21 protein-coding genes and 1 riboswitch are annotated in these 25,439 nt (G+C 58.1%); of the genes, 9 read left to right on the forward strand and 12 right to left on the reverse strand.

The features are described from left to right. Positions 1-23: 23 nt before the first annotated feature. The 3 genes from QP977_RS02020 to QP977_RS02030 form a co-directional block, all read right to left on the reverse strand. Positions 24-1,364: an alpha-amylase family protein gene (locus tag QP977_RS02020; protein ID WP_070652987.1), complete on the reverse strand. Its 1,341-nt coding sequence runs from the start codon at positions 1,362-1,364 to the stop codon at positions 24-26. A 4-nt stretch (positions 1,365-1,368) separates the two neighbouring features. Then, the gene (locus tag QP977_RS02025; protein WP_048732929.1) at positions 1,369-2,781 is read right to left on the reverse strand and encodes a M20 metallopeptidase family protein; all 1,413 of its coding nucleotides are present in this window, start codon (positions 2,779-2,781) and stop codon (positions 1,369-1,371) included. Positions 2,782-2,916: 135 nt separating this feature from the next. Next, complete coding sequence (locus tag QP977_RS02030; protein WP_048732931.1) at positions 2,917-4,299, reverse strand: M18 family aminopeptidase; 1,383 nt, start codon at positions 4,297-4,299, stop codon at positions 2,917-2,919. A gap of 264 nt (positions 4,300-4,563) precedes the next feature. On the opposite strand from QP977_RS02030, the gene QP977_RS02035 reads away from it, so the two are divergent. Next, on the forward strand, positions 4,564-4,761 hold the full coding sequence (locus tag QP977_RS02035; protein WP_048732933.1) for a hypothetical protein: 198 nt from the start codon (positions 4,564-4,566) through the stop codon (positions 4,759-4,761). 2 nt (positions 4,762-4,763) lie between these two features. On the opposite strand, the gene QP977_RS02040 is transcribed toward QP977_RS02035, so the two are convergent. From QP977_RS02040 to thiC, 3 genes are all read right to left on the reverse strand, one after another. After that, positions 4,764-6,107 carry a glycosyltransferase family 87 protein gene (locus QP977_RS02040; protein WP_246819315.1) on the reverse strand — a complete coding sequence of 448 codons (1,344 nt, stop codon included), beginning with the start codon at positions 6,105-6,107 and terminating at the stop codon, positions 4,764-4,766. 313 nt (positions 6,108-6,420) lie between these two features. Next, positions 6,421-7,614: an HtaA protein gene (locus QP977_RS02045; RefSeq protein ID WP_284847089.1), complete on the reverse strand. Its 1,194-nt coding sequence runs from the start codon at positions 7,612-7,614 to the stop codon at positions 6,421-6,423. A 181-nt stretch (positions 7,615-7,795) separates the two neighbouring features. Further along, positions 7,796-9,502: a phosphomethylpyrimidine synthase ThiC gene (thiC, locus tag QP977_RS02050; RefSeq protein ID WP_049193640.1), complete on the reverse strand. Its 1,707-nt coding sequence runs from the start codon at positions 9,500-9,502 to the stop codon at positions 7,796-7,798. After that, positions 9,501-9,622: riboswitch (TPP riboswitch) on the reverse strand. Its footprint overlaps the gene before it by 2 nt. 261 nt (positions 9,623-9,883) lie before the next feature. Here thiC and QP977_RS02055 point away from each other — a divergent pair. From QP977_RS02055 to QP977_RS02070, 4 genes are all read left to right on the forward strand, one after another. Continuing rightward, complete coding sequence (locus tag QP977_RS02055) at positions 9,884-10,537, forward strand: hypothetical protein (protein WP_284847090.1); 654 nt, start codon at positions 9,884-9,886, stop codon at positions 10,535-10,537. After that, positions 10,534-12,381: a hypothetical protein gene (locus QP977_RS02060; protein ID WP_284847091.1), complete on the forward strand. Its 1,848-nt coding sequence runs from the start codon at positions 10,534-10,536 to the stop codon at positions 12,379-12,381. Before QP977_RS02055 ends, QP977_RS02060 begins: the two co-directional genes overlap by 4 nt. A 211-nt stretch (positions 12,382-12,592) precedes the next feature. Beyond that, a complete protein-coding gene (locus QP977_RS02065; RefSeq protein WP_284847092.1) occupies positions 12,593-14,089 on the forward strand; it encodes an MFS transporter in 1,497 nt (498 codons plus the stop codon). After that, the gene (locus QP977_RS02070; protein ID WP_049189337.1) at positions 14,076-14,621 is read left to right on the forward strand and encodes a TetR/AcrR family transcriptional regulator; all 546 of its coding nucleotides are present in this window, start codon (positions 14,076-14,078) and stop codon (positions 14,619-14,621) included. The genes QP977_RS02065 and QP977_RS02070 overlap by 14 nt, the downstream gene beginning before the upstream one ends. A 6-nt stretch (positions 14,622-14,627) precedes the next feature. On the opposite strand, the gene QP977_RS02075 is transcribed toward QP977_RS02070, so the two are convergent. Continuing rightward, positions 14,628-15,830 (reverse strand): alpha/beta hydrolase, encoded by a 1,203-nt coding sequence (locus QP977_RS02075; RefSeq protein WP_070827862.1) that lies wholly within the window; start codon positions 15,828-15,830, stop codon positions 14,628-14,630. Positions 15,831-16,219: 389 nt separating this feature from the next. Here QP977_RS02075 and QP977_RS02080 point away from each other — a divergent pair, with 389 nt between their 5' ends. Together QP977_RS02080 and QP977_RS02085 are read left to right on the forward strand one after the other, a co-directional pair. Continuing rightward, on the forward strand, positions 16,220-17,809 hold the full coding sequence (locus tag QP977_RS02080; protein ID WP_070827864.1) for a Re/Si-specific NAD(P)(+) transhydrogenase subunit alpha: 1,590 nt from the start codon (positions 16,220-16,222) through the stop codon (positions 17,807-17,809). 6 nt (positions 17,810-17,815) lie between these two features. Then, positions 17,816-19,291, forward strand: coding sequence for an NAD(P)(+) transhydrogenase (Re/Si-specific) subunit beta (locus QP977_RS02085; protein WP_070859079.1), 1,476 nt, complete (start codon positions 17,816-17,818; stop codon positions 19,289-19,291). 49 nt (positions 19,292-19,340) lie between these two features. Here QP977_RS02085 and QP977_RS02090 read toward each other — a convergent pair whose 3' ends face one another. The 5 genes from QP977_RS02090 to QP977_RS02110 all read right to left on the reverse strand — a co-directional run bounded on the left by QP977_RS02090 (position 19,341) and on the right by QP977_RS02110 (position 23,598). Next, a complete protein-coding gene (locus tag QP977_RS02090; protein ID WP_070607808.1) occupies positions 19,341-19,808 on the reverse strand; it encodes a GNAT family N-acetyltransferase in 468 nt (155 codons plus the stop codon). Positions 19,809-19,895: 87 nt separating this feature from the next. Then, complete coding sequence (locus QP977_RS02095) at positions 19,896-20,780, reverse strand: 5-oxoprolinase subunit C family protein (protein ID WP_284847093.1); 885 nt, start codon at positions 20,778-20,780, stop codon at positions 19,896-19,898. Between the two features lie 18 nt (positions 20,781-20,798). Beyond that, the gene (locus QP977_RS02100; protein ID WP_284847094.1) at positions 20,799-21,452 is read right to left on the reverse strand and encodes a 5-oxoprolinase subunit B family protein; all 654 of its coding nucleotides are present in this window, start codon (positions 21,450-21,452) and stop codon (positions 20,799-20,801) included. Positions 21,453-21,523: 71 nt separating this feature from the next. Then, positions 21,524-22,297, reverse strand: a complete 774-nt coding sequence (locus QP977_RS02105; protein ID WP_284847095.1) for a LamB/YcsF family protein — start codon at positions 22,295-22,297, stop codon at positions 21,524-21,526. Between the two features lie 89 nt (positions 22,298-22,386). Continuing rightward, positions 22,387-23,598, reverse strand: coding sequence for an NRAMP family divalent metal transporter (locus tag QP977_RS02110; protein WP_284847096.1), 1,212 nt, complete (start codon positions 23,596-23,598; stop codon positions 22,387-22,389). Positions 23,599-23,746: 148 nt separating this feature from the next. On the opposite strand from QP977_RS02110, the gene QP977_RS02115 reads away from it, so the two are divergent. Both QP977_RS02115 and QP977_RS02120 read left to right on the forward strand, forming a co-directional pair. Beyond that, a complete protein-coding gene (locus QP977_RS02115) occupies positions 23,747-24,433 on the forward strand; it encodes a GntR family transcriptional regulator (protein ID WP_070833926.1) in 687 nt (228 codons plus the stop codon). A gap of 30 nt (positions 24,434-24,463) precedes the next feature. After that, positions 24,464-25,429, forward strand: a complete 966-nt coding sequence (locus tag QP977_RS02120; protein ID WP_284847097.1) for a quinone oxidoreductase family protein — start codon at positions 24,464-24,466, stop codon at positions 25,427-25,429. The last annotated feature ends 10 nt before the right edge of the window (positions 25,430-25,439 follow it).

Raw genomic sequence — 25,439 nt, forward strand, 5'->3', positions numbered from 1 at the left:
CAGCCTAGAGCCGCCAAGAGAGCCTAGGAAAACTCAAATTCCACGTGGTCACCATCACGGATCACGGCGCTGGTTGCGCCGTTTTCCAGGTTCAGCTCGACAACGAGCGAGGGCATCTCGCCGGAAGCTCCAGTCTCGCCCAAGGCCTCGGCAGCATCGTCCACGAGCGCCGCGTCGGTTGCGGTCACGCGGTAGCGAAGAAAACCATTGCGCAATTCATCAGTCTCCACGCGAGCGGAGTGCAACCATGGGAACCGGCGTCGCACCGCAACGAGCTGCTGGTAAGCGCGGTAGAGATCCGCGCCAAGCGTAGAGAGTTCCTCCGGACTATCCGGGAACACTGGACGAATCTGGTCGTCACCGCCGATGCGTTCCTCTTTGAGACCGGTGTAGCCCTGTTCGTCGCCGTAGTAGACCAGCGGCACACCGGCCACGGTAAACAGCACCGTCGCCGCCAGCACGGCCTTGTCGGCCCCTACCTGCGTCGCAATGCGTGAAACATCGTGGTTTCCCACAAACGTCACCGGCACAAAAGACTCCGCGAAGGTGTTATGGCGCTTCAGAGTCCAGTCCAACTCGAAGAAGTTTTCCTCCTTCAGCGCAGACCAGGTCGCTTTCCACAGCTCGTACTCCGTCACCGAGTCCATGCCGGACACCGACACAATCTCCGCATAGTCACCGTGGATGACCTCGCCGTAGATAAAGGCGTGCGGGTGCTCAGCACGCACTCGCGGCAAAACCTTGTGCCAGAACTGTGGGTCCACTGCGTAGGCCGCATCCAGTCGCCAGCCATCAATCCCCCGCGCCAGCCAGTAATTCATCACGTTGACGACAAAATCAACAGTCGCGTCACTGGTGTGATCGAATTCGACCAAACTCTCATGGCCCTCAAACACCGGCGCGGTCATGTCGCCATCTGAGTGAGTAAACGCAAAGAGCTGTGCTTCTTCAGAGTCAGGGTTTTCCTTCGCGGTCTTCAACGCGGGTGCCTCTGCCCCGATGTGGTTGAAAACGCCGTCGAAAAGCACTTTGATGCCACGCTCATGGGCAGCTTCGATGACAGCCTTCATGTCCTCTTCGGTACCCAGGCGCGAGTCAATGCGGTAGTAGTCCTCGGTATCGTAGCCGTGGCTAGTCGACTCGAATACTGGCGCCAGCTGCAGCACGTTGAGCCCGAGCTCCTGGACGTACGGAAGCCAGTCAATCAGTTTGCGAATTCGATTGACCGGCGCGGCGCCTCGATCCTTCTCACGGATGGGCGCTCCCACAAACCCCAGTGGATAGACGTGCCATCCAATCGCCCACTTCGACCACTCAGGTGCGGCAGCGAGCATCTTATCAGGGGCGTTGGGGGTTGTGGACATTGTCCTATGCATCCTCTCTAGGTGCCTGAGGCTGATTGGAATTATCTGATGCCGCCGCCTCAGGACTCGGTGAGGTCTCCCCCGCCGATTCGCTTGACGACGCCCGCGCCTGGCCCGCATGCGACTGTGGCGTGCCAAGGCCTGCCTTCCGCGGCCGTGGAGGCACGGAACCTGCTGCGGGCATGGTCGGAGATGTGGCAGGGCGCTCCGGCGGATGATTCTTCGACGGGTTCAGTGCGTCGAGCGCGATTTGGATTTCCGTGCGCATACCATTGACCATGGCTCTCTCCACAATTTTAAACTTGGAATTGTGGAGAAAGAAGGGATTACCCGCTTCCGGGCCACCGGTGCCGAGGAACATGTAACAGCCCGGCGCTTCACGAGAAAAATAGGAGAAGTCATCCGAAGGAGCCCACGGATCGGCGGCGAACACCTTGGAGTTGCCAACTGCCTTCGTCGCCGCATGCCAGGCACGATTGACTGCAATGTCGGCGTTGACCACCATCGGGTACGGAATCTGCCAGTCGAAAGTCGCCTGTGCGCCGTGAGCTTGGCAGACGCCGTTGACGACGGCCTCGATACGCTGGCAGACAATCTCCCAGTCGGCCTCATCCACCGAGCGGATGGACACTTCCAGGTTGGCCGTATCCGGAATCACGTTGCCGGCCTCACCTGAATGCAGTGAGCCGACGTTGACGATATTCATGTGCTTCGGATCCACATCGCGGGAGACAATCGTGTTCAGCATGAGAGTCACCTCGCTGGCGATGAGCACCGGGTCAATCGACAGCTGCGGGTTCGAAGAGTGTCCGCCACGGCCACGAATCGCGATGGAGACGATGCCCGACATGGTTGTCACTCGCCCAGCGCAAATTCCCACATGCCCTACCGGATGCGGCGCGACGTGGAAGGCGTAGACCTCATCCAAGTCATCGGCGGCACCCTTGTCGACCAGCTCACGAGCACCGCCCGGCAGCATTTCTTCGGCGTGCTGGAAGATGCACAGCACCTTGCCGTGCAGTTGATCGCGCATTCCAGAGAGCACCTTCGCCGTGCCCAGCAGCATCGCCGTGTGAACATCATGCCCACAGGCGTGCATCACACCTGGCGTGCGCGAGGCGTACGGCAGTCCCGTTTCCTCCTGAATCGGCAGGGCGTCAATATCCGCGCGGTAGCCAATCACACGGCCAGTGCTGGGGTCGCCCGCTGTTCCCTCGATGACGCCAATTACGGACGTCGGGGTCAACCGGTACGTCGGGATGTCCCACTGATTGAGCAAATCCTCAATCATGTCCGAGGTCCTGTACTCCCGGAAGCTCAGCTCCGGATTCTGGTGCAGTTGGCGACGCCATGCCACCGCCTCTTCGATAGGTACTTCAAGGCGGTGCGACGGCAGGGTGTCGTTAGCATCAGTCATGGTTCATAGCATGACAGAAAATAGGCTCCACGACGAGCAGCTACGGAAATTCCCTCACCCATTTTCGCTTCACGACGGCCACAGCGCCCCAACATCTCCACTGCTAGAGACGACTTCAGCGCTGCCAGCGAGCTGCTAGTGTCCGGCACCCCAGAAATCCACGGTGAGTTCGGCCAACCACCATGGATCAATCGTGCCGCACATCTCACGCGCCGAGTGCATGGAGACCATCGCAGCTCCGATATCGATGGTGTCGATACCCAGTCGCGTTGCAGTGATCGGGCCGATAGTGGAGCCGCATGGCTTGTGGTTCGCAGATACAAAATACTGCACCGGCACTTCCTGGCCAATGCGCTTGGAGGTTTCCGCTGCGATTCGGACAACCTCGGCCTGACCAACCGCCGTGGTGGCGTAGCGCTGGTTGGCATTGATCTTTACCACTGGGCCAGCATTGAGCTCCGGCTGGTGCCCCGGCTCGTGTTCGCCTGCATAGTTCGGGTGCACACCGTGTGCGCCGTCGGCCGAGAGACAGATGGAACCGCGGTAGAGCTGCTGGGTGCGTTCCAGGTCAGCGCCTGTAGCCGCTGCGATGCGGGACAGAACGTCGGCAAGCAGTGGCCCTGCAGCGCCCGTAGTGGAGGCGGACCCGACTTCCTCGTGGTCGAAAGCGACCATGACGGGGATGGTGGTTGACGTGCTCCAGTTTTGGCGGAGCAAGGTCTCGAAGGCAACCAGGGAGGAGTGGACGCTGAGCAGGTTGTCGAGTCGACCTGAAGCCAGGAACTCATCGTGAGCACCGAAGGTGCGCGGCTGCTGGGTGTCGAAGGAAATGAGGTCCCAGGCGACGATGTCGTCGATAGACAGGCCCGCAGCATTGGCGATGACCTGGTACACATCGGTGCCGAAAGTATCCAGTCCGATGATTGGTGCAGTGTGATTCTGCTTGTGGAGCTTCAACCCCTCTTCGTTAACCGCACGATTGAGGTGGATAGCCAACTGCGGAATACGCGCAACCGGGCCAGTGCGAGCAAGGTGCTCATTGCCGCTTTTATCAATTACCCGACCGGCGAACTCAATTTCGCGGTCGGTCCAGCTTCCCAACAACGCGCCGCCGTAGACTTCAACGGCGACCTGCGTATAGCCTGCGGCGGAGGTGCGCGCGTTGGGCTTCACACGAAAACCGGGCGAATCCGTGTGGGAACCCACAATACGGAAACCGGTGAAATCGGCAGCCGGCGTCTCCGGGACGATCCAAGCAACGGCAGCGCCATCGCGACGCAGGACGTAGGCACCGGGTTTACTTGGCCACTGTTCGTGCTCATCGATGACCGTGGCACCGGCTGCACTCAGACGGTCAACGACCTGTTGTGCCGCATGAAATGAGCTTGGCGACGCAGCCACAAAATCTATTAAATCCTCAACGTGACTGAGCGCTGCCGCCGGAACTCTGCGCGATGCCGCTTCCGAGGTATCCGCTGAATCCGGGGACTCAGGGGTGGGTGCCGAAGAAATAGCCATAACCAAACTCCTACTTCACATTTGATTCCGGATTTCATTGTATTGGAGCCCACAACTGACCGTGACCGAGCATTGAGCCGATCCACAGTGTGATGCAGCTTTCATGTTGGGAACGGTATCCACTTAGTCACTTTTGCCCGTTTTAACTCGATATCGGGCATATTCAGACATATAGTGGCAACCGCATCAAAGAAAACCATTTGAATACAGAACCTCTCAAACCGGAGTCCCGACCGGATTCCGACCACAGAAAGGGTTTATACCGTGAGCCTTGAAAACCTGTTCCCCCGCTCTTTCACTACCAAGCGCGCCTTTTTCTCTCAGCCGCTGCGCGAGGCTCTTACCCGCGACACCAGCAGTGACGCTAACGCAGTCCACTTCGGACACCAGGTTAAGAGCGCCCGAAACGAGATTTACAGCGACATGTCTGCCCGTGACATCGTCTCTATGCTGAGCCGCTAAATCTAGCGCTTCCTCAAGTCGAATAAGACCATTGGCTCTGGCTGAGGAAATTTCAATGTCTCCGCGGCAGCTAATTCACTGCCCAATCCAGCTCCAACCTCGCCTGCATCACCATCGCCGTACCGATGTACCGCAAACGCGTGGCAGCCACCAATAATGAGCATCAATGCCAGCGTCAAGAGCATCGCAGTAATCCCCGAGTACACAAATCCGCCGGTATACGGCGTAGCAGCAATCGGGTTTGTCACAGGGAACGTCAGCAGGACCACTAGCAACGCAATACCGATATACGGCCACTGTCTGGTCAATCGGGTCCGCGCCATGGCGGCCAAACCGAACACAGGCGTGACCAGCATCAACATGTAGTGGGTCCAAAGAATCGATGAGAATGTGGCTGCAATAAGCCACGCGCCGGTGATTAGAACCTCAAACCGGTAGACCGGGTTCAACCACGCAACTGCCGTGACCATCAACACCACGCCAAGCGCAATACACAGTGGAATCGTTTTCACGTGACTCGGATAATCACGAACCACTGTTACTAATAAATCAGGATTGCCCAGATCTGTGGCTAAAGTCGACGCCAACGACTGATTCGCACCACCGACCAAGACCGACGCACCAATGTCGTCGATTCGATCAATCCAGTCCGAAATAACCGGTATGTCAATGCGGATAAACATCCAGACCGCCAGTACCGCCGTGGTGGCCAGCGACCAGAGGGCTGCGCGCCGTCGATAAGCGAAAAAGAGCATCACGGCGATGAGCGCATACGGAGTCAATTTAATGGATGCGACAATGCCGAGGACGATGCCCGCGAGCCAAGGACGAGTGCGCGAGGCAGCAAGACCATAGGCGACGCCCGCGACAATCAGCGGTGTCGTCTGACCAATCCAGAACGAATTGAGAGTGGTCGGCAGGGCGAATACGCATGCGGTAACCAGCGCTGCGATGCCCCAGGGCATGGTCGACCGAAACCACAGGTGGTAGGAAGCTGCGACCAGGACCACGACGGCCATTCCGGAAAGAAACAGCAACCAAGCAACCGAGGTTTCAAAGCTCATGACGTGGGATATCGCTCCCAGAGCCTTTGCAAACAAAGGGTTTTGCACAAAGGGATGCGTAAATGGCGCAGACACTTCCTGCGCCAGGCGTGGCCAGACCTCTCCGCTCATGGCGGTGAAATCGATTGGATCGGCATCATAGAGATGGGACTCAAGTCCCCTGTCCATCAGTAGCCCGCCCACCCAGAGCGACGCCCAATCGTCCGGCTGGGTGCGGCCATTCCAGGCCAGCAGCGAGGCAAGACCACCGAGCAGCGAGACCAGCATAAGAGGCCAGCTCATCACAGGCGATTGCGTCAGCGCAGGGGCCTGATTGGGTTTGCGAACCCATATTTTTCGCGAGGCCCGCGACGGAGACTCCGCAACAGCACGTTGCGGCTCCGCAACCTGTGACGATGCCCCATCCTGTGACACCGGTCCTTCTGCCCGACTATGCCGTCCCACGTTCCTCCTCATCGCTGGTAAGCGCCTCTATCTAATGTAGTGATTCCACTACAGCAGTGGTTACAACCCGCAGGAACCCGCAAGGTATGACGGCTTACTTTGAACGAAGTGCCAGGTAGACGACAGTTGGCGGCTGTGATGGTCGGAGGGACTACCGGAACTGCGAAATAGTGCCGATGGTCGTGATCAGCTGATCTCCATCGCTGTCGACCACGGCGGCAATGGGCATACGCTCCATCTCGTCCGGGCCGACATCGTAGCCCTGCGAGACCTCTGCCGTAATAATCTTTCCGGTCGGGCCGTCCTCAATGCGCGGATTACGGACGACCACATGAACCAGACTGAACTTCGCGGTGAAGTGAACTTCTCCGCGGTAGCTCTCCCCTTTGGCATCGCTGCTGTCATTGTCGCGGGTGAATGAAACGACTCCGGCCTCAGGCTCTAGGGCACCGTTCTTGGCAGTGACGCCACCACCCAGTGCGCCGAATACCTTCTCCAGCGCAGATACAGAAATTACTAAATCCTCACTCGAGGGAGCCGGAGCATTCTTGCCCGGAGCATCCGAATAATTCAACGGAATATAGATTTCCTCGGCCGCATTAATCGAGCCGGCTGCCGGGTAGACGTAAATGCCCCAGTTATCACCAGCTGGAGCCTCTGGCGGGTCAACAACAATGCGGGCTTCAAAACTGCCGTCATCTGTCATCGGAGTAGCCTGACGAGCGATAGAACGCCGCATATCGACGCCCTGGTTCGGTATCGCCTCGAGAGTTCCAGCCGGCGTGACCCAGGCAATGTTGTCGTGCGGATGCTTCCGCGCCGAAGACGGAGCACCTTCACTTGGCTTCCACGAGTCTGGGAACGCACTGTAGAGAACGTAAACACCATTGGGCACACCCGGAGGAATTGGAAGCGGGTAACCACCACGGTTGGCCGACGGATTGAAACCACTGCCGCGAACAATAAGAACATCGCCGCGATGAACCGTGGCACCTTCAGCTGGTGTGCCGTCTTCAAAAGTGACAGTAACTTCCGGGGATTCGACATACTGTGAATCCTGCGGCTGGAAGTTCTCCGCTGGATTAATCACATTGGGAAAATTGTCCGGCACGATTGGTTTCGCAGTTTCAGCCATTGCCGGGGACACAAACGCCGAAAGAACCATGGCGCCGGACAGCGAAACCGCAGTCGCAGCTCTGCGCGCACCCCGCCCCACCGGTCGACGCACGTCTTCTCCAACCGTGGATGATTCAGAGCTGAATGAACGGCGAGTGTTGCGAGTGTTGCGAGCACCTGCGAGATGGCGGTGGGAATTATCGAAAGTCAGGAATCTCAGGCTGTGCATATAAGCAATGTACACCCCACTAGTTAGGTTTACCTAACGCCTTTATGAAGGTGCGCCTTACCCTCCCCCGTTTGAGGCTCAACACTGAGGCCGGCAGAAATAGCTGAAAACAAAAGAAAACCGCGGCCAAGCCCAATAGAGCTCGACCACGGCTTACTTCAGCAGCTTCTAAGACAACCAGCTACTCCGCGGTAATCGGCAGGTAGACGCGGCTCCCCTGATCAGCGAACTCCTGGGACTTCTCAGCCATGCCGGCCTCGATCGCTTCAACGGAGTCCAGGCCGTGTTCCTTCGCGTAGTCCTGTACATCCTTGGAAATACGCATGGAGCAGAACTTCGGACCACACATGGAACAGAAATGCGCAGTCTTTGCCGGCTCTGCAGGCAGAGTCTCATCGTGGTAATCCAGCGCAGTGTCCGGATCCAGAGCCAGTGCAAACTGGTCATGCCAACGGAACTCGAAGCGGGCCTTCGACAGCGCGTCGTCACGCTCCTGAGCGCGCGGCAGCCCCTTCGCCAAGTCGGCGGCGTGCGCGGAAATCTTGTAAGTAATCACGCCGACCTTGACGTCGTCGCGGTTCGGCAGCCCCAGGTGCTCCTTCGGCGTGACGTAGCAAAGCATGGCGGTGCCAGCCTGCGCAATGATTGCCGCACCGATAGCCGAGGTGATGTGGTCATAGCCCGGCGCGATATCGGTTGCCAGCGGGCCGAGGGTGTAGAACGGAGCTTCCTCACACCACTCCTCTTCCCACTTCACGTTGTCGGCGATCTTGTGCATCGGAACGTGGCCTGGACCTTCAATCATGACCTGACAGCCGCGGGACTTAGCGATCTTGGTCAGCTCGCCGAGGGTGCGCAGCTCAGCCAGCTGGGCTTCATCGTTAGCGTCGGCAATGGAGCCCGGACGCAGGCCATCACCGAGGGAGAACGTGACATCGTACTGCGCCAGAATGTCGCACAGCTCAGCGAAGCGGGTGTAGAGGAAGCTCTCCTGGTGATGCGCGAGGCACCATGCGGCCATAATCGAGCCACCGCGGGAAACAATGCCTGTCACGCGGTTGGCGGCCAGAGGCACATAGCGCAGCAGCACACCCGCGTGAACGGTCATGTAGTCCACGCCCTGTTCACACTGCTCAATGATGGTTTCGCGGTAGATTTCCCAGGTCAGCTTGGCCGGGTCACCCTTGACCTTCTCCAGCGCCTGGTAAATCGGCACCGTACCAACCGGCACCGGGGAGTTACGCAGAATCCACTCGCGGGTTTCGTGAATGTCCTTGCCAGTGGACAGGTCCATGATGGTGTCCGCGCCCCAACGGGTTGCCCACACCATCTTCTCCACCTCTTCAGAGATGGACGAAGTCACGGCCGAGTTGCCGATATTTGCGTTGATCTTGGTGGCAAAACGCTTGCCGATAATCATCGGCTCAGTCTCCGGGTGCTTGTGGTTGGCCGGAATCACGGCACGACCCGCAGCGACCTCTTCGCGCACAACTTCCGGATCCACACCTTCACGAGCGGCGATGAAAGCCATCTCCGGGGTGACAATTCCCGCACGCGCCCATGCCAGCTGCGTCTTGACCTTCGGTGCATCCTCAGAGCCCGCAACCGCCGGCACTGCCGGAGCCTTCGGCCACGAGTCACGAGTCTTAGCCAAACCCTCCTTCAGGTTCAGCTTCGGGTTTTCCTCGGTGTAGATACCCGAGGTGTCGTAAGCATCGAAGTGAGTACCGTCCGTCAGATTGATTCGACGAACTGGAATCCGCAGGTTCGCCTCACCGAAATCGTTGCTAAACGCAACCTCGTCGTAATGCTTGTTACTGCGGTAAATCGGGCCAGTTGTAACCTCGCCCTCTTTCGGCGGAGCGGATACAGATACACGTGCGGCCATGAAGCAACACATCCCTTTCCTACGCTGGTATTACCCAGATTCAGGTTCGTCCGGTCGACGCTCGATTCCTAGCGTCCTCTCAGTGCCGGAATTTCGGTTGGCACTCCCGTGGTTTTGTAATGCGCCTCATAGTCTAACCAATCGTTCGGATTACTTCGGTCATTACACCCACGTTTGCCGCCAACGCTTAACGACGGCACGGAGAACACACCCTAAAGCTGCAGGTTGCGGCTGTGCAGCGGCGCTGTTTTTCGCGGCGACCGCGTTGTCCACACCCCTAAAAAGTTATCCACAGTCGGTCTATTTTTTCGGCTTCTCAGCAAGCGCAATTGTGAACGCGGTGTTATATCTTTCTCACACAAATTCTTTGGGGAGGGAAAATTGAAAAAGGCGACTACTGCCGCCCTAGTGTCAGCACTTCTATGGGGAGTAACGGGGACTAGTTGCGCATCGACCAAGGCTTCCGGCGAGGACGTTCAACCTGTCGGCGACAATGCGACAACCATCACTACTGACTCGGGCGTGACGTTACCTGCGGGTGTGCTTCCACCCAACAATCCGCCGGAGCCCGGTGATGCTCCACTTGGTCCCGATGGGCACTACAACTACGACGCACCCGAATTCGTCCTGACCAATCCGTGTGACGACCCCGAGATTATGGGGCGCTTAGACAGGCTGGGGTTCCGGGAGCAGACGTACATGGAGGGCCGAATCGAAGGTAATAAACAGATCGGCTGCGTTATCGAATCCGACGCTTCCGGCCTGCTGAGCATCTGGCATGCTGCGGTCGCTCATTCACAACTCGAACGCTACAGTGCCGAGCCTTTGGCTCATCACGAAGGGATTTTCAATTGGGTGACATTCACTCAAATCAATCCACTCGGAAGCTCTGCCTGTATTGCTTCTGTCGAAACAGAACAAGGGGCTCTCGGATTCGTTATCGACACAACCGGACAAGATAGCCCTGACCCACAGCATCGGCTGTGCGCTCCCGTAAATGAGCTGTTAATTGATTACTTGGGGGAAGAATCATGATGCATGCCGTAATTCCAACAATCGACTCTGCAATTCAGAAGTTCCATTCCACGAATTTGCTGGCAAATAATGCCATCCATATCCAGCCCAACTTGGCCGGCTACTCACAGGTTCCGTCACTCCAGCTGGTGGCGACAGAACACAGTCTCGCAATTTCCGGCAGTACGGGAAGCTCTGCCGCCGTCGGATTATCTCTGGGCAAACAGCTCACGTGGGCGCAAACGAATCTCGCTGACTTCCGTCGCGTGATCACTGAGCACGAATCCACCATGAATCGGATCCTTCGAAGCATTAACCCGTTCAATGGTGACGGCGCTTCCATTGCTGAAGTAGCGCGAACAAGCGGTGTATTCCAGCGTCGGCCAATGTTTGAAGCTGGAAGTCTCACTTTCGCGCCAGTCACACTTTCTGCGGAACTCGGTCTCGATGCGAAGTCTCTACTATCCATGTTTTCCTCGACAAACGACGGTGCCGTAGCCGAGGCAATCGCCTACTGGAACAACTTCGCCGAAACTATGACCACGTTGGCCAGCAATCTAACCTCCATCTCATCCGGCTTGGTGTCGAGCAACAGCGGTGCTGTCTTCTCTGCTGCTGACTCAACAATGAAAGGTCTGGCCGCACGCGCAACCAGCATCGCCACCGCATCTGAGGTCATGGCCGGACACCTTGCCGTTTTGCCGTCCGTTAAGGCAATGGCCGTCAATGCACTATCTGCGATTGAGGCCGAGTCCAAGGCACTCCCCAACCCTGGCGCGCAAAAAGCTTTTGAACAGGCCGAGGTAGCTGCCTTTCTCTCTGGTCCGTATACCGCACAGCTACAGACCGCTATTCCCCGAATTCCTAACCTGGTTTCTGCCGATGCCGGAAGTGGTGTGACTGCCGAGGTTTCCGTTGGGGCCACAGTCGCCGGGCGTTCTGGAACTAGTCAGTTCGGTCTTTCGCCTGCGGGGATGACTGGAAACATGCAGGCTGCCAGCGCACCAGTTGGCGCCACCTCAACTGTTCCGGATTCTCCAACACCACAATCCACAGCCGCGACTGCTCCCGCTCCTTCGCAGGTTCAACCGAGCACTTCGACTTTGTCGAACCCTACTAATCCGTCTGCTACCCCTGTGCACCCCGCATCACCTAGCAGCCCAACGAGCTCCACAATCTCGCCAACTTCCCCGACCGGTACATCATCCATGGCTCAACCAAACGCGGCGAATCCAGCCATGGTCGCTCCTTCGGGAGCGAGCGCACCACTTCAACGCACTTCACCGCAAGCATCTTCACCTTACGGAGTTCACGGTAACCGACCGGCTGGCTCCCTCGGTGCAGGACGCACTGCGGGGCTCACACCAGCGGGCAATATCCCGGCACTTCCGTCTTCTGGAAACGCAAGCCCCCGTCCACCGGCCTCGGGACTTCCGACTTCAAGTCTTGGACGTATGCCAGCGCCAACCGCGGGTCGCGGGATGGGAACCGGCTTGGGTGCCGGGGTCGCTGGGTCTGCCTTGCCAAACGCCTCGAACAGCCCTGCACAGCGCGGAAGTGGATTGATGAATTCCCTAATCAGTGCGCGCAACAGTGCTACTACCGGAGCTACGGGTGCTGCTGGCGGAATCGCGGGTACCGCTGCTGGAAACCGTGGTGCAGGGACTTTCGCGGCCACCACTGCGGGCAACCGTGGCGGACTGCTCCAAAAGGACTCCGCACCGTCGGCACGCAAACTGACAAATGTGGCCACCATCAGGGATAACGATGCCGGCGCTTTCGAGCAGAACGAATACCAGAAGGAGCTTTTCGGGGATGCGCCAATCACTATCCCGGCGGTGATAGGCCACAACGTCCGAGCTTAAAGTCAGCGCGTCCAAGCTGATCTTTACCCGCTCGGGCGCCACGGGGGATCGAACGGCGTCCGTGAATTCATACCTCAACAACGCCTTCAACTTAGACACTTTTTCACCGGCTCCTTGGTCGGGATTGGCGTACTTTTCTTGAATTTATAGACCCAAATCGCTGCCCCTCCAAAAGTTGTAACTAAACCGAACGTTCGTTACAGTTACTGGAATGACAAGTACCGACCACGCCGCTTCCACGGGGGCTAATCCGCCCACTCCAGTCACCCACAGGTGGGTCTTCCTCGCTATCATCAGCGCCGGCCTACTACTCATCGGCATAGATAACTCGGTGCTCTACACTGCCCTGCCAGTTCTGCGCGAGCAGCTCCACACAACCGAGCTGGAGGGCCTGTGGATCATCAATGCCTACCCACTGGTGATCTCCGCACTCCTCCTCGGCACAGGCACTCTGGGCGACCGCATCGGTCACCGCAAGATGTTCCTTGTGGGCCTGACAATTTTTGGCTTCTCTTCCCTGGCCGCAGCCTTTGCGCCGCACGCCTGGGCGCTGGTCATCGCTCGCGGCTGTCTAGGACTGGGCGCCGCGACCATGATGCCGGCAACCCTCGCTTTGCTACGTGAGACCTTCCACCACCCTCGTGAACTTGCCACGGCTATTGGCATTTGGTCAGCCACAGCAACACTGGGTGCTGCCGCCGGCCCCGTCGTTGGCGGTTTCCTGTTGGAGCACTTTTGGTGGGGCTCAATCTTCCTTATCAACATCCCTGTCGTAGTTTTCGCAATCATTGGCACGCTGATTTTCGCTCCCCCAAATCAGCCCAACCCAGCCAAGCGCTGGGATTTTCTCACCAGCCTCTACGCGATGCTGGCCATGCTGGGCCTGGTTTCGCTCATCAAGGAACTCGCCGGCCATCGCTCCTCCACCGTCATCGTCGCAGCGATCGCCTGTGGGCTAGTGGGCGCGGTACTGTTTCAGCGTCGTCAGGCACGTCTTACCGAACCCCTCATCGACTTTTCGGTCTTCCGTTCGCCGATGTTTTCCGGTGGCGTGCTGGCAGCAGCGCTTGCCATGTTTGTCCTGGCAGGCGCGGAATTGATGACGACGCAGCGCTTCCAGATTTCCGTAGGCTACACACCACTCGATGCGGGCTTGCTAGTTGCCACCGCAGCACTGGCATCCTTGCCAGTTGGTGTCATCGGCGGCATGGTGCTCCATCGAGTGGGTTTCCGCACGCTTATCACCGGCGGCTTCCTCCTCAACGCCGTCGGACTGGCAGGCATGTACTACGGCGTTTCCTTGGGCAATTTCTCGCTCATGATCGCGGGATTGATACTGCTCGGCGCGGGCGCAGGTTCTGTGATGTCGGTGTCGTCGACCGCGATTATCGGCTCAGCCCCGAGGTCAAAGGCAGGTATGGCGGCGGCAATGGAATCCGTGTCCTACGAGTTCGGCACACTGATCACCGTCGCAATCACAGGCAGCCTCCTGCCTATGTTCTACGCCCTGTTCACGCCTGTCGACGCCAGCATCTCGCTCACCGATGCACTTCACACGCCAGCGCTTAACGACGGCGCCCGCGCCGGCCTCGACAGTTCCTACCTGGCCATTTTGATTATCCTGGCTGTCGTTGCTGTCATTGCAGCGATTGCGACTGCGGTGACATTCCGCGGCAACCCGAAGGAGACTGAATATGCGCACGAGTAAGCGCACTGCCATCCTCGACACAATCGTTGAGATTATCGAGACAAGCGGTTTTTCCGAGGTCACCTACGAAAATGTCGCAACTCAATGCGGAATGAGTAAATCAGGATTGATTTACCACTTCCCCTCCCGCGAAGACATGATCCGCAGCGTCCACGAGCACATGGCGCAGTTATGGGAGGAGGAGCTTATCGAAGCCGCAGGTGGGCCCGCAGAGGAGGTATCCCCCGCCAACCGCCTACGCGCAAACCTCCAGGTCTCGCTGGATACGGCAACGAGGGCCGAGCTACTCATGTCCATCGACTCTGCCGCCGACCCGGAGCTACGCGAGATTTGGACGCGCCTTTTGCGCCGGTGGAATCCGCCGGTAGAACGGATTGCCACCGACCAGGATGCCTGCATGGCCTACGTTGTCCAAATGATTTCCGATGGACTCTGGGCTAACGACTACCTCAATGGCAATCAGCTCACGAAAGCGCAGCGCAAGGCAATCGCCGAGGCTGCGGCAAAGCTGATTCCAGAGTCGATGGAGTAGCCAGCTCTAGACGCCCTTGCGCTGAACGTCCTTGAGCTCGGAGTCAGTGGCCAGGCCATAGTTGGCACCCTCATAGACAGCCTTTGCTCGACTCGTTCCGTCGAGCACATACTCGCTAAAGGACAGCACCATCGAGCCGAGCACATTCTTGGACGGATCATCCAGGTAGGTGCCGTGGTAGGAACCGGTGACTACCGCTTCCCAGGCGGGCCCTGCAGCATCGCGGTAACCACGTCGATCGGCATCAAAAGGAACGATGTCCTCGTGCTCAGCAATGGCCACCAGGCTCGGAATCTCCGGAGGGGTGGAGATCAGTCCAGCGTCGGAAGGCCCTGGGTTGATAGCAACCAGACCACGGGTGACCATATCGATGCCCGCAGCCTGGAAGGCCTTATCCATCCTATTGTTCAGGAAGATTGCGGAGCCGCCACCTGCAGAGTGCCCGACCAGCATCGTCCGGGAGAAATCGATCTTGCCTGCAAGTGGTGTGGACTCGTCCTCATTGGCCGCTGCGGCAACTGAAGCTGCCAGCACCATCTGTGGCGCGAACCAGTTGGTGAAGTTGTAGCCAAGAGCCACGACATATCCGTGGCTTGCATAGAGTCGCGCTTGCGCGTCGTACATACCCGGCTCAGTACCAATGCCAGGGCTGAGAACCATCAGTGGCGCAGACTCCATGGAGTCAATATCCGCCGGGTAGATAAGCTGTGCGCCAACTGGGGAGGCGTTGGCCGATTCAGGCAATACGTCATAGCAGCCGGTGGTGCCATGGAGACCGTGGAGGTCCCGCAGTACGCGGTTATAGATGGTGTAGACGACACCATCACATGGCATTGCTTCGCGGGTTGCGGCAACTGGATGGGAGCCCATCGCTCCGAACTCCTTGCGCAGCTGCCCCGCCTCTGGGGCGAACGGCTCGGTGATATGGCCACTTTCGCCACCGGAAATGACACGGTTCACGCCACCCATGACATCCACCAGACCACCGCCAATTTTGTCCACGGTTTCCGAGTTCTGGTAGTCAATAGTGCTTTCGCGTGCAGTGATATCCGGCAGCTGACCAATGCGCGGTGCCGCCTGCGCTGGCACCTGTCCGCCGAGAACTACACCAGCTGCGAGCGAGAGAGCAACCACCTTCGAGAACGTACGCCCCTGCCCTCGGCGGGATGCCGACACGGTCTTTCCGGCGACACTTAGTGAACCAATCATCGTTTTTCCTTAACTCTTGCCAAAAGCCTTGGAATACGAATCTACCTAATGCGTAAAGACGTACGTAAAGACAGAATCATCCTCCCCCATACTTCACCCCTCAAACAATCATTCAGGGCGCTACAAATGTTCACTCTCGCCCACAATTAGCACTATTACCCCCATTTCCTACCCCCTTTCTAAGAGTGCGCAAACTCAGAAAAACCCACCTCACCACCGTTACCCACATATTTTTATTACCTTTTTCCACAAACGCCTCCGCTGCCTCCCCGCCAGCGCATACCTTATTGACACCAAGGAGAAAGCGGTCACGCCCACGCTCACTGTTAACCGACAACCGAGTGTGCATGGCCCTTAATAAAACCCCCGAACAGAAAAGAACTCCCACAATGAGAATCGGCATCCCTTTAGAACCCGATCCCCAGCAAACAATTGTGGCTGCGACCCCGGAGACCGTCGGCAAACTCGTCAAGCTTGGCTACGAGGTCGCCGTGCAGGCTGACGCCGGCCTGGCTGCTAAGTTCACCGACGCGGACTACGAATCCGCCGGCGCCACCATTGTCGACGAGTCTGTCTGGCACAGCGATATCGTCGTAACGCTCGACACTCCGCCGGAACAGTTCCGTGCACTGCTTAACGACGGTGCCATGCTGATTAGCCGACTTGCGCCAGGGCGTAACGAAGAGCTGGTCGAAGAGCTCGCGCACCGCAACATCACTGCCCTTGCTATGGATGCGGTTCCCCGTATTTCCAGGGCACAGTCGATGGACGTGCTGTCGTCGATGGCCAACATCGGTGGTTACCGCGCAGTAGTCGAAGCGGCTGCTGCGTATGGTCGCCTTTTCACTGGTCAGGTGACTGCCGCAGGCAAGATGCCGCCAGCTACCGTTTACGTCATCGGCGCTGGTGTCGGCGGACTTGCCGCAATCGGTACCGCCAACTCTATGGGCGCGATTGTCAAGGCAACAGACCTGCGCCCTGAAGCCGGTGAACAGGTCGAATCGATGGGTGCAGAGTTCATCCCGATTCCGGCCGCCACTGAGAAGTCCGAAGATGGCTACGCCAAGGAAATGACCAATGATCAGGCTGCCGCTGCCGCGAAGCTCTACTCCGAGCAGTCCGCGCAAGCTGACATTGTCATCACCACCGCGAATATCCCGGGCCGCCGCTCTCCACTGCTGCTGACTGCTGCCGATGTTGCAGCTATGAAACCAGGCAGCGTCATCGTCGACATGGCTGCCGCCGGTGGCGGTAACTGCGAGATGACAGTTCCAGGCAAGACCATTGTCACTGACAACGGTGTGACCATCATCGGTTACACCGACCTTGCAGGACGTCTGCCCGCACAGGCATCGTCGCTGTACGGACAGAACATTTTCAACCTGTTCAAGCTGATCACGCCGGAAAAGGATGGCTCTCCAGTTCTCAATCTCGAGGACGAGATTATCCGTGGCATCACGGTGACAAAGGCTCGCTCACAAAATGGCGGCGGCGCTACCGGAGCTGAGATTCTCTGGCCACCACCGCCCATCAAGGTCGCTGTCACCCCTGCTGCCCCACTGCAGGAGCAGCAGGCTCACCAGGCTGCATTAGAAGAGAATGCGCCGGAGAAGGTTTCCTTCATGGGATCGGGCATGGGCTCGAAGATTGCTCTGGGCCTGACGGCACTGCTGGCAATTGTGGTTATGCTCAGCGCACCGCACAGCGTGAGCGCCAACTTCATGGTTCTCACCTTGGCTATCGTGCTCGGCTTCTACGTGATCTCCGCGGTCACGCCGCGCCTGCACACACCACTGATGTCTGAGACCAACGCGATCTCCGGCATTGTTCTGGTGGGTGCGATTCTCCAGGTGGGAAGCTCCAACCTGTTAGTTTCCGGTCTCGCGTTCGCGGCCATCGTAGTCAGCTCCATCAATATCTTCGGCGGTTTCGCCGTCACCGACCGCATGCTTGGCATGTTTGTGAAAGAGGAGGCATAAAGTCTAATGGCTAGCATTGATACTGCTTCGCTTCTGGACTGGACCTACCGCCTGTCCAACGTCGGCTACATTGTCGCCGCCGTCCTGTTCCTCGCTGCACTCTCGGGCCTGTCCAAGCCGGAGACCGCTCGCCGCGGAAACGCCTTCGGTATTGCCGGCATGGCCGTCGCCGTTGTCATCGCCATCTTCCAGGCACTCGTCACCGCTGACACCAAGCCGGATTCTCACTTCTCCCCGCTGATTACCCTGATTCTCATCGCTGTCGCTATCGGCATCGGTGGTGTCATCGGTATCAGTCGCGCACGCAGCGTTGCCATGACTGGTATGCCGCAGCTGATTGCACTGTTCAACGGTCTGGTTGGACTCGGCGCTATCTTCATCGGCTTCAACTCCTACATCTTCGCCGAAGATGTCGCCCCCGATGCCCTGAAGTTCCACTTCGGCGAGGTTTACATTGGCGTCTTCATCGGCGCTGTGACTTTCACTGGCTCCATCGTCGCAGGCCTGAAGCTGTCTGAGAAGATCAAGGGCTCGCCGCTACTGCTGCCGGGCCGCAACGCTCTGAACATTGCCATTCTGGTGGTCACTCTGGTTCTCCTGGCTGTCTTCATCGCAACCGGCACCGAGGGCGGCGCCATCGCATGGGCATGCATGGTTGCAGTCACTGCTTTGGGCCTGTTCTTGGGCTGGCACCTGGTCATCGCCATCGGTGGCGGCGACATGCCGGTTGTCGTGTCCATCATGAACTCGTACTCCGGTTGGGCCGCTGCTTTCACCGGTCTCATGCTTGGCAACCCGCTGCTCATCATCACCGGTGCGCTGGTTGGTTCCTCCGGCGCCTACCTGTCATACATCATGTGTGAGGCCATGAACCGCTCCTTTGCCAACGTTATTCTGGGTGGCTTTGGCTCCGAAGCTACGTCGGCAAGCGCTGTGGAAGGCTCCCACACTGAGGTCAACCACGAGGACACTGCAGAAATCCTGCGCAACGCGGACAAGATCCTCATCGCTCCGGGCTACGGTATGGCTGTGGCACAGGCTCAGTACGCCGTCGCCGATCTGGTACGCAATTTGCGTGCCGACGGTAAGGAAGTGGTCTTCGGTATCCACCCAGTCGCTGGCCGCCTGCCGGGTCACATGAATGTGCTGCTGGCTGAGGCCAAGGTTCCCTACGACATCGTGCTGGAGCTGGACGAGGTCAACGATGATTTCGCTGATGTGGATGTCACCCTGGTCATCGGTGCAAATGACACCGTCAACCCGATGGCAGAGCAGCCGGGCTCCCCGATTGCGGGTATGCCGGTGCTGAAGGTGTGGGAATCTGAGCGCGTGATTGTTCTCAAGCGGTCGATGGGTTCGGGCTACTCGGGCGTGCAGAACCCGCTGTTCTTCAACGAAAACACCGACATGCTTATCGGCGATGCGAAGGCCAGCATCGACTCCCTGAATCGCATCCTGGCGGATTCGAAGGTCAACGCTTAAACCCGAAAGTAAGCAACGCCGTACAAACCGGAGTCTAGGCGATTAATTCCTAGGCTTCGCCACGGGCTGCATCACGAACCATGGTGATGTGCTCAATGCCGGCTTCCATGAAGGTCTCCCCGACCTCATGGAAGCCGGCTTTTTCGTACACACCTTTCGCCTGCGTCTGGGCATGCAGAATTAGCCCCGTATCCGGGTGGTCAGCGATGACCTGCTGCAGCAGTTTCGAGGACAACCCCCTACCCCGGCTCGCAGCATCGACGACAACTCGGCCGATGGTGCGCGGGTAGCTCGAAGAGTACTCATCGAGCGTGTCAATTACACGCAAGTACGCAATAATCTTGCGGGAGTCATTGTCGTCGCGGATGAAATAGTGCTCTGCGGTATCTTCCAGGTCGCGCCAATCCATTTCCGGCTCCTCACAGGACTGCTCAAGATAGAACACGTCGGTACGCAGCGCCGAGATGGCATACGCATCGGTCGCGCTGAGGTCGGAAAAAGAAGCTCGCTCAATCATGGTGCCTGATTTTACTGCGGAGTGCTGTGCGACTCTGACAGCTGGCAGACGTTTTGGCGCACCATAGCGCAGGATGACGCCGCAGACCTATGCCGCCCGCACCCGGCGGAATTTTACCTTCCCGCCGGGCACCAATTGCCCGGCTCTCGACAATGACGGCTCCGTCAGCACACCAATGACCGGATATCCCCCCGTCGCCGGATGATCAGGACCGAAAATAATCGGCTGCCCCGATGCGGGCACTTGTATCGCACCGGGAACCATTCCCTCGCTTGGCAACTCATGGGTGACCTGGCGCTCAAGAGTAGTCCCACTCAGCCGAAGTCCGACGCGGTTGGCCTCTTGCGTCACGGTCCATGTCTCGTGAAAGAAATCATTGACGCTTTCCGACGTAAACCAGTCCGCCCGAGGGCCAGGAACAACATCTAGGCGCGCAGCCTCGCTCGACCAATGAGGCGCGGGATAAATTGCGATTGACGACCCCGTCGAATACTCCGGGTCGCCGACCTGCAAAACCTGACCAGCCTGCAAAGGCGCTGGGCCGAGCTTGCCGAGCGTATCGTATGACCGCGACCCCAGCACTTCCGCGACATCGATGCCCCCTCGAATCGCGACATACCCGCGAAGACCTGCATCGAAGGTACCAAGCCGCACAATTGCCTTCGCCCCGACCACAATTCGGCTATTCATCGAGGTCTTGATGACCTTGCCATCCTGCTCGACAGTCACCTCACCGTGGGCTCCTGCAAAGGAGATGATTGCTCCCTCCGCTACTTGGAACTCCAACCCGCCGACGACGCACTCAAGGACCGCCAGGCTTTCTTCGTTGACAACCATCCGGTTAGCGGCTGCCGCGGAATCGCGGTCGAACGCACCGGAAGTACTCACGCCCAGGCTGCCTTGCCCTGCACGGCCCAAATCCTGAATCGTCGTCAAAATCCCGGGTCGAATAATCTCGATAGAATTCTTCATCTCTTCCGCACCTTTTTTCTACGCCGCACTCACCGTAGAAGTCGCCTCAAATTGCACCTCAGCCCCGGGCTCAAGCAGCGCCGGATTAGGCCGATTTAAGTCCCACATCTCCACATCTGTATGCCCCAACAGCTGCCAGCCACCGGGCGAATCGATGGGATACACACCTGCGAATTGGCCTGCAAGTCCGACAGAGCCCTTGGGAACTCGGGTGCGCGGCGTCGTAAGGCGGGGAATATCAAGCGGCTCTGGCCACCCCTGACCGCTCCCACGCACCATGTAATAAAAGCCCGGCGCGAATCCACCGAACGCGGCCGTCCAAGGGCGCTCGCAGTGCCAATCAATTAACGCTTGGGGGCTCATCCCAAGGCTTTGTGCCAAGGACTCAAGGTCCGCGCCGTCATAGTGAACGGGAATCGTCACTGTCTTTCGCTTGTCGACGGTCTGCTTCTGCGTATTGTTGCCCCGCAGCGCGGTTTCGACTGCGCCAAGGTAACGACGAGCCGGTCCGCGAAAGCGAAGTAGGAGCGTTTGGGCTGCAGGTACCCTGTCAACGAGTCCCTCGATCTCGGCTGCAGCAGAGTGTGCACGAAGTACCTTCGCCAACGGATTGGCCGATGATGAATAGTCGATAAGCAGCGCATTTGTTCCCATCGGGCGAATCTCGGCCATGGCGGTGCTGATCCTTTCTTTCTTGCGGGGTTGAAAAACTGCGGTCAATAAGACCGGTGTGCGAGTCCGTGCTATACGTGGGCAGCGACGGTGACTCCGGCGTCGACGAGCCCTTGGCGAATCATACGGGAGAGTTCGACCGCGCCAGGGGTGTCTCCGTGCAAACAAATAGAGTCAGCCTGCACGGTCAACGGTGAACCGTCGTAAGCGGCGATTGGTTCCCCACTAGCCATTGCAATGACGCGTTTGACGACGGCATCGGGGTCTACAATGACCGAGCCCTCGAGTGCTCGGGACACCAGAGTTCCATCGGAGTTGTATGTGCGGTCTGCAAAAGCTTCCCGAATCACAGGGAGGTCCGCGTCGAGGCTGAGCCGTTCGACGACTGATCCCGGCTGCGCCATAATGGCAAGCCCATCTCCGCAGGTGGAGCGAGCGAGCAGGAGCGCCTCCACCACTGCAGCGGCCTGTTTTTCATCCACTGCGATGCGGTTGTAGAGGGCACCGTGGGGCTTGACGTAGGAAACTTCGGTACCCACCGCCCGTGCACATGCCGAAAGGGCACCAATCTGGTAGACGGTTTCGGCTCGCAATTCTCGATGTGAGTAATCCATGCGACGTCGTCCGAACCCGGCGAGATCACGGTAGGCGACGTGCGCGCCGATGCGAATTCCGCGTGCGCCAGCTGCCTCACAGGTCTCCATCATGACGCGAGCGTCACCCGCGTGATACCCGCAGGCAATATTCGCACTGGTCACAATGTCCAGCAGAGCGATATCATCACCCATCTTCCACGAGCCGAAAGCTTCCCCAAGATCAGAGTTGAGATCGATAGTGGCTCCCATAAACGTCACCGCTCCTTCCAGGTAGTAATGCTGGTCTTTGTACCGTTGTTATGTTGGTTCTCATCTGCACTGTGCGAGCAACCGGGTGATTAGCCGAGCATTTCAAACACACCGCCGAACGAGCGCCACGCCAAGAACCAGGCGACTGCAACACCCAAGATTCCGATAGCCGCCAACCACTTCGGGTACTTGTAGCCATTCATGAGGTCCGCACGGAACAGCGCGATGTAAATCAACACAGTGACGCCAATTGGTAGAACCAAACCGTTGAAGGCTCCGGCAAAAACCAACAGCGTCGCTGGAGCCGTACCGATGACACCGAAAAGCAGCGTGGAGATTGCAATTAGGACAATGGTGATCGTGTTTTGAGTTTTGGCTCCTGCACCCGAGGAACGAGTCAAAAACGTTGCCGAGGTGTAGCTGGCGCCCACAATCGACGAGATTCCCGCAGCCCACAGAACAACGCCAAAGAAGCGCATACCCCAATCTCCTGCCGCAGCTTGGAATGCCTCCGCAGCGGGGTTTCCATCCGTATTGAGGACCACGCCACCAGCGACCACTCCCAAAACAGCTAGGAAAAGCAGAAAGCGCATGATGGCCGTGACGATGATGCTCGTCACAGATGAGCGAGTGGTCTGCGCGAGATTCTCTACACCGCCGGCACCAGCGTCAAGCATGCGGTGAGCGCCAGCGTATGTAATATAACCGCCAACAGTGCCTCCGACCAGCGTGATGATTGCCAGCAAGTCAATCGTGTCGGGCATGACCGTGTTTTTCAGCGCTTCCCCTACTGGCGGATTAGAGCTGAACGCCACAATTCCAGTGACCAGAATCATCACTACACCGAGCACAACGAGCGCCTTGTCCAGCGCCATACCCGCCCGCCGGGAGAGAAAGAAGCCAATGGCGAGGATTGCAGTAACAATGCCACCGATCTTTGCGTCCACCCCCAACATCGCGTTCGCACCAAGTCCAGCTCCGCCGACGTTGCCAATATTGAAGACCACACCACCGATGACAATGAGAATTGACATAAGCCAGCCCAACCCCGGAATCACGGCGTTGCCGAGCTCCTGCGCGCGGCGTCCAGAGACAGCGATCACTCGCCACACGTTGAGCTGAATCGCAATATCAAGTAGCACCGAGATCAAAATGGCAAAGGCGAAAGCCGCGCCAAGCTTGGCCGTAAAGGTTGCGGTCTGGGTGAGGAAGCCCGGCCCGATAGCGCTGGTCGCCATCAGGAATATAGCGCCGAGGAGTGCCGTTCGACGCGCCTTGTGGGCAGATGTTGCAGCGTCCATAGCGTAAGGCCTTTCCCTATAAGTCAGACGATTCCTACGTTGAAGGATTCCTACGTTGAAGATCGCCTGCACCGAGGTTGTTGAACAATGTCTCGTATGTTAATTGGTGATGGCCGCCACACAAAAGTGATTTAGTAGTCTGTATTACATGACTACCCCCGGAAACATCCTCGACGATCAGACCCACACGTCCTCTGGGGAAAAACAACATGACGTTTCAGTAGCGGATGTCACCGCAACTGTCCTGCGCCGAGAGATTCTCGCCGGAAAGCACTACAGCGGCGAGCAGCTCCGTGAAACCCAACTTGCTGCTCGACTGCAGGTCAGTCGCAACACCATCCGACAGGCGTACCGGAAGCTGGAATCTGAGGGGCTTCTTACTCATATCCCTCATCACGGCGTTTTTATCGCCTCCTTCGACAAAGAACGCATCCGCGAGCTGTATGCTTTTCGCCATGTCGCCGAATGCGGAACACTGCGGTCGCTAAGCAAGAGCCAAGCAAAGCTCCTCGGCGAGGAGATTCTTTCTATTTGTGGTTCGCAGTCATCATTGAACCTTCCCGAACGGAATAATGCCTTTCACCTCGCCATCGTCAGAGCTTCCGGGTCTCCCGACCTGTTAGCAACCGCCGAATCCATTCAGGCCCAACTCCGTCTTTGCTTTCTCTCCTACCCCCAAAGCATCGAGCTCCATGCCCGATACGCCGATCGCCACATCAGTATCGCCAAGGTTCTCATCGAGGACACCCCACACCACGCCGCCGACCTCCTCAGCGCCTACCTCAACGAGTCGTTCGGTGCCGTCACCGCTGCCCTCCCGCTTGCCGACCGTTGATAATTAGCTACTAGGACTACAGTGATGGACATGGCAGCAAATTCAGGCAACGCATACGCAATGACCATTACGGAGTTCGGCCCCGCTGACATTTTCACCAGGACACCTATCGAGCCTGCGGAGCCCGGTCCCGGCGAAATCCTGGTCAAGACCACAGCCATCGGCGCGAATCCGCTGGACTACAAGATGCGCGATGGCTCTTCCGGTCTGTGCGCAAAGTTCGCCCCTCCCGCAGTGCTCGGACGCGAAGCTGCTGGCGAAGTCGTTGCCGTCGGCGAAGGTGTGGACAGCTTCGCCGACGGCGACCGTGTCTTCGGTATGCGCAGCTTCGACGACTTCCGCGGCACCTACGCAACGCACAACGTCTTCCCCGCCGACGGTGTGGTCCGAACGCCCGATTCGCTTGACGACGTTACCGCTGCGGGCCTTGCCCTAGTGGGAATCACGGCGACCGTGGCTGTCGAGCAGCTTGCAAAGGTAAAAAGCGGGGACACCGTACTCATCCATGGTGCCGGTGGCGGTGTTGGCCAGCTGATGACGCAGCTGGCGGTCGCCCGTGGCGCAACTGTGTTGGCCAGTGCGTCGTCACGCCATCATGAAAAACTAGTGGGCTTTGGTGCACAGCACATTGATTACACAGCGGAAGATGTATTCGAGGCTGTGCGACAACAGTTCCCCAAGGGCGTAGATGTTGTGCTCGATGGCGTGTACTTCGACACATTCCTCCCCTCGCTGGATGTGTTGGCATCGGATGGTCGGATTGTGGCGCTGCCTTCACTGGCCGACCTGACACCGGCGAGGGAACGTGGCATTGAAGCACACATTCCGGCTATTTCGAATGACACGACTATTTATGCTGACCTGGCCGACCGCGTGGTTGCCGGTGAGATTTCACTTCCTATCGGCCTGACTAAGAATCTCACCGAGGTCGCGGAGGTCCACCGAGTATTGGAAGACGGACACGCTGACGGCAAGATTGTGATGACCGTCGACTAATTCAAGTGCG

It is taken from the genome of Corynebacterium sp. MSK012 (assembly GCF_030232435.1).
Taxonomy (GTDB): Bacteria; Actinomycetota; Actinomycetes; order Mycobacteriales; family Mycobacteriaceae; genus Corynebacterium; species Corynebacterium jeikeium_D.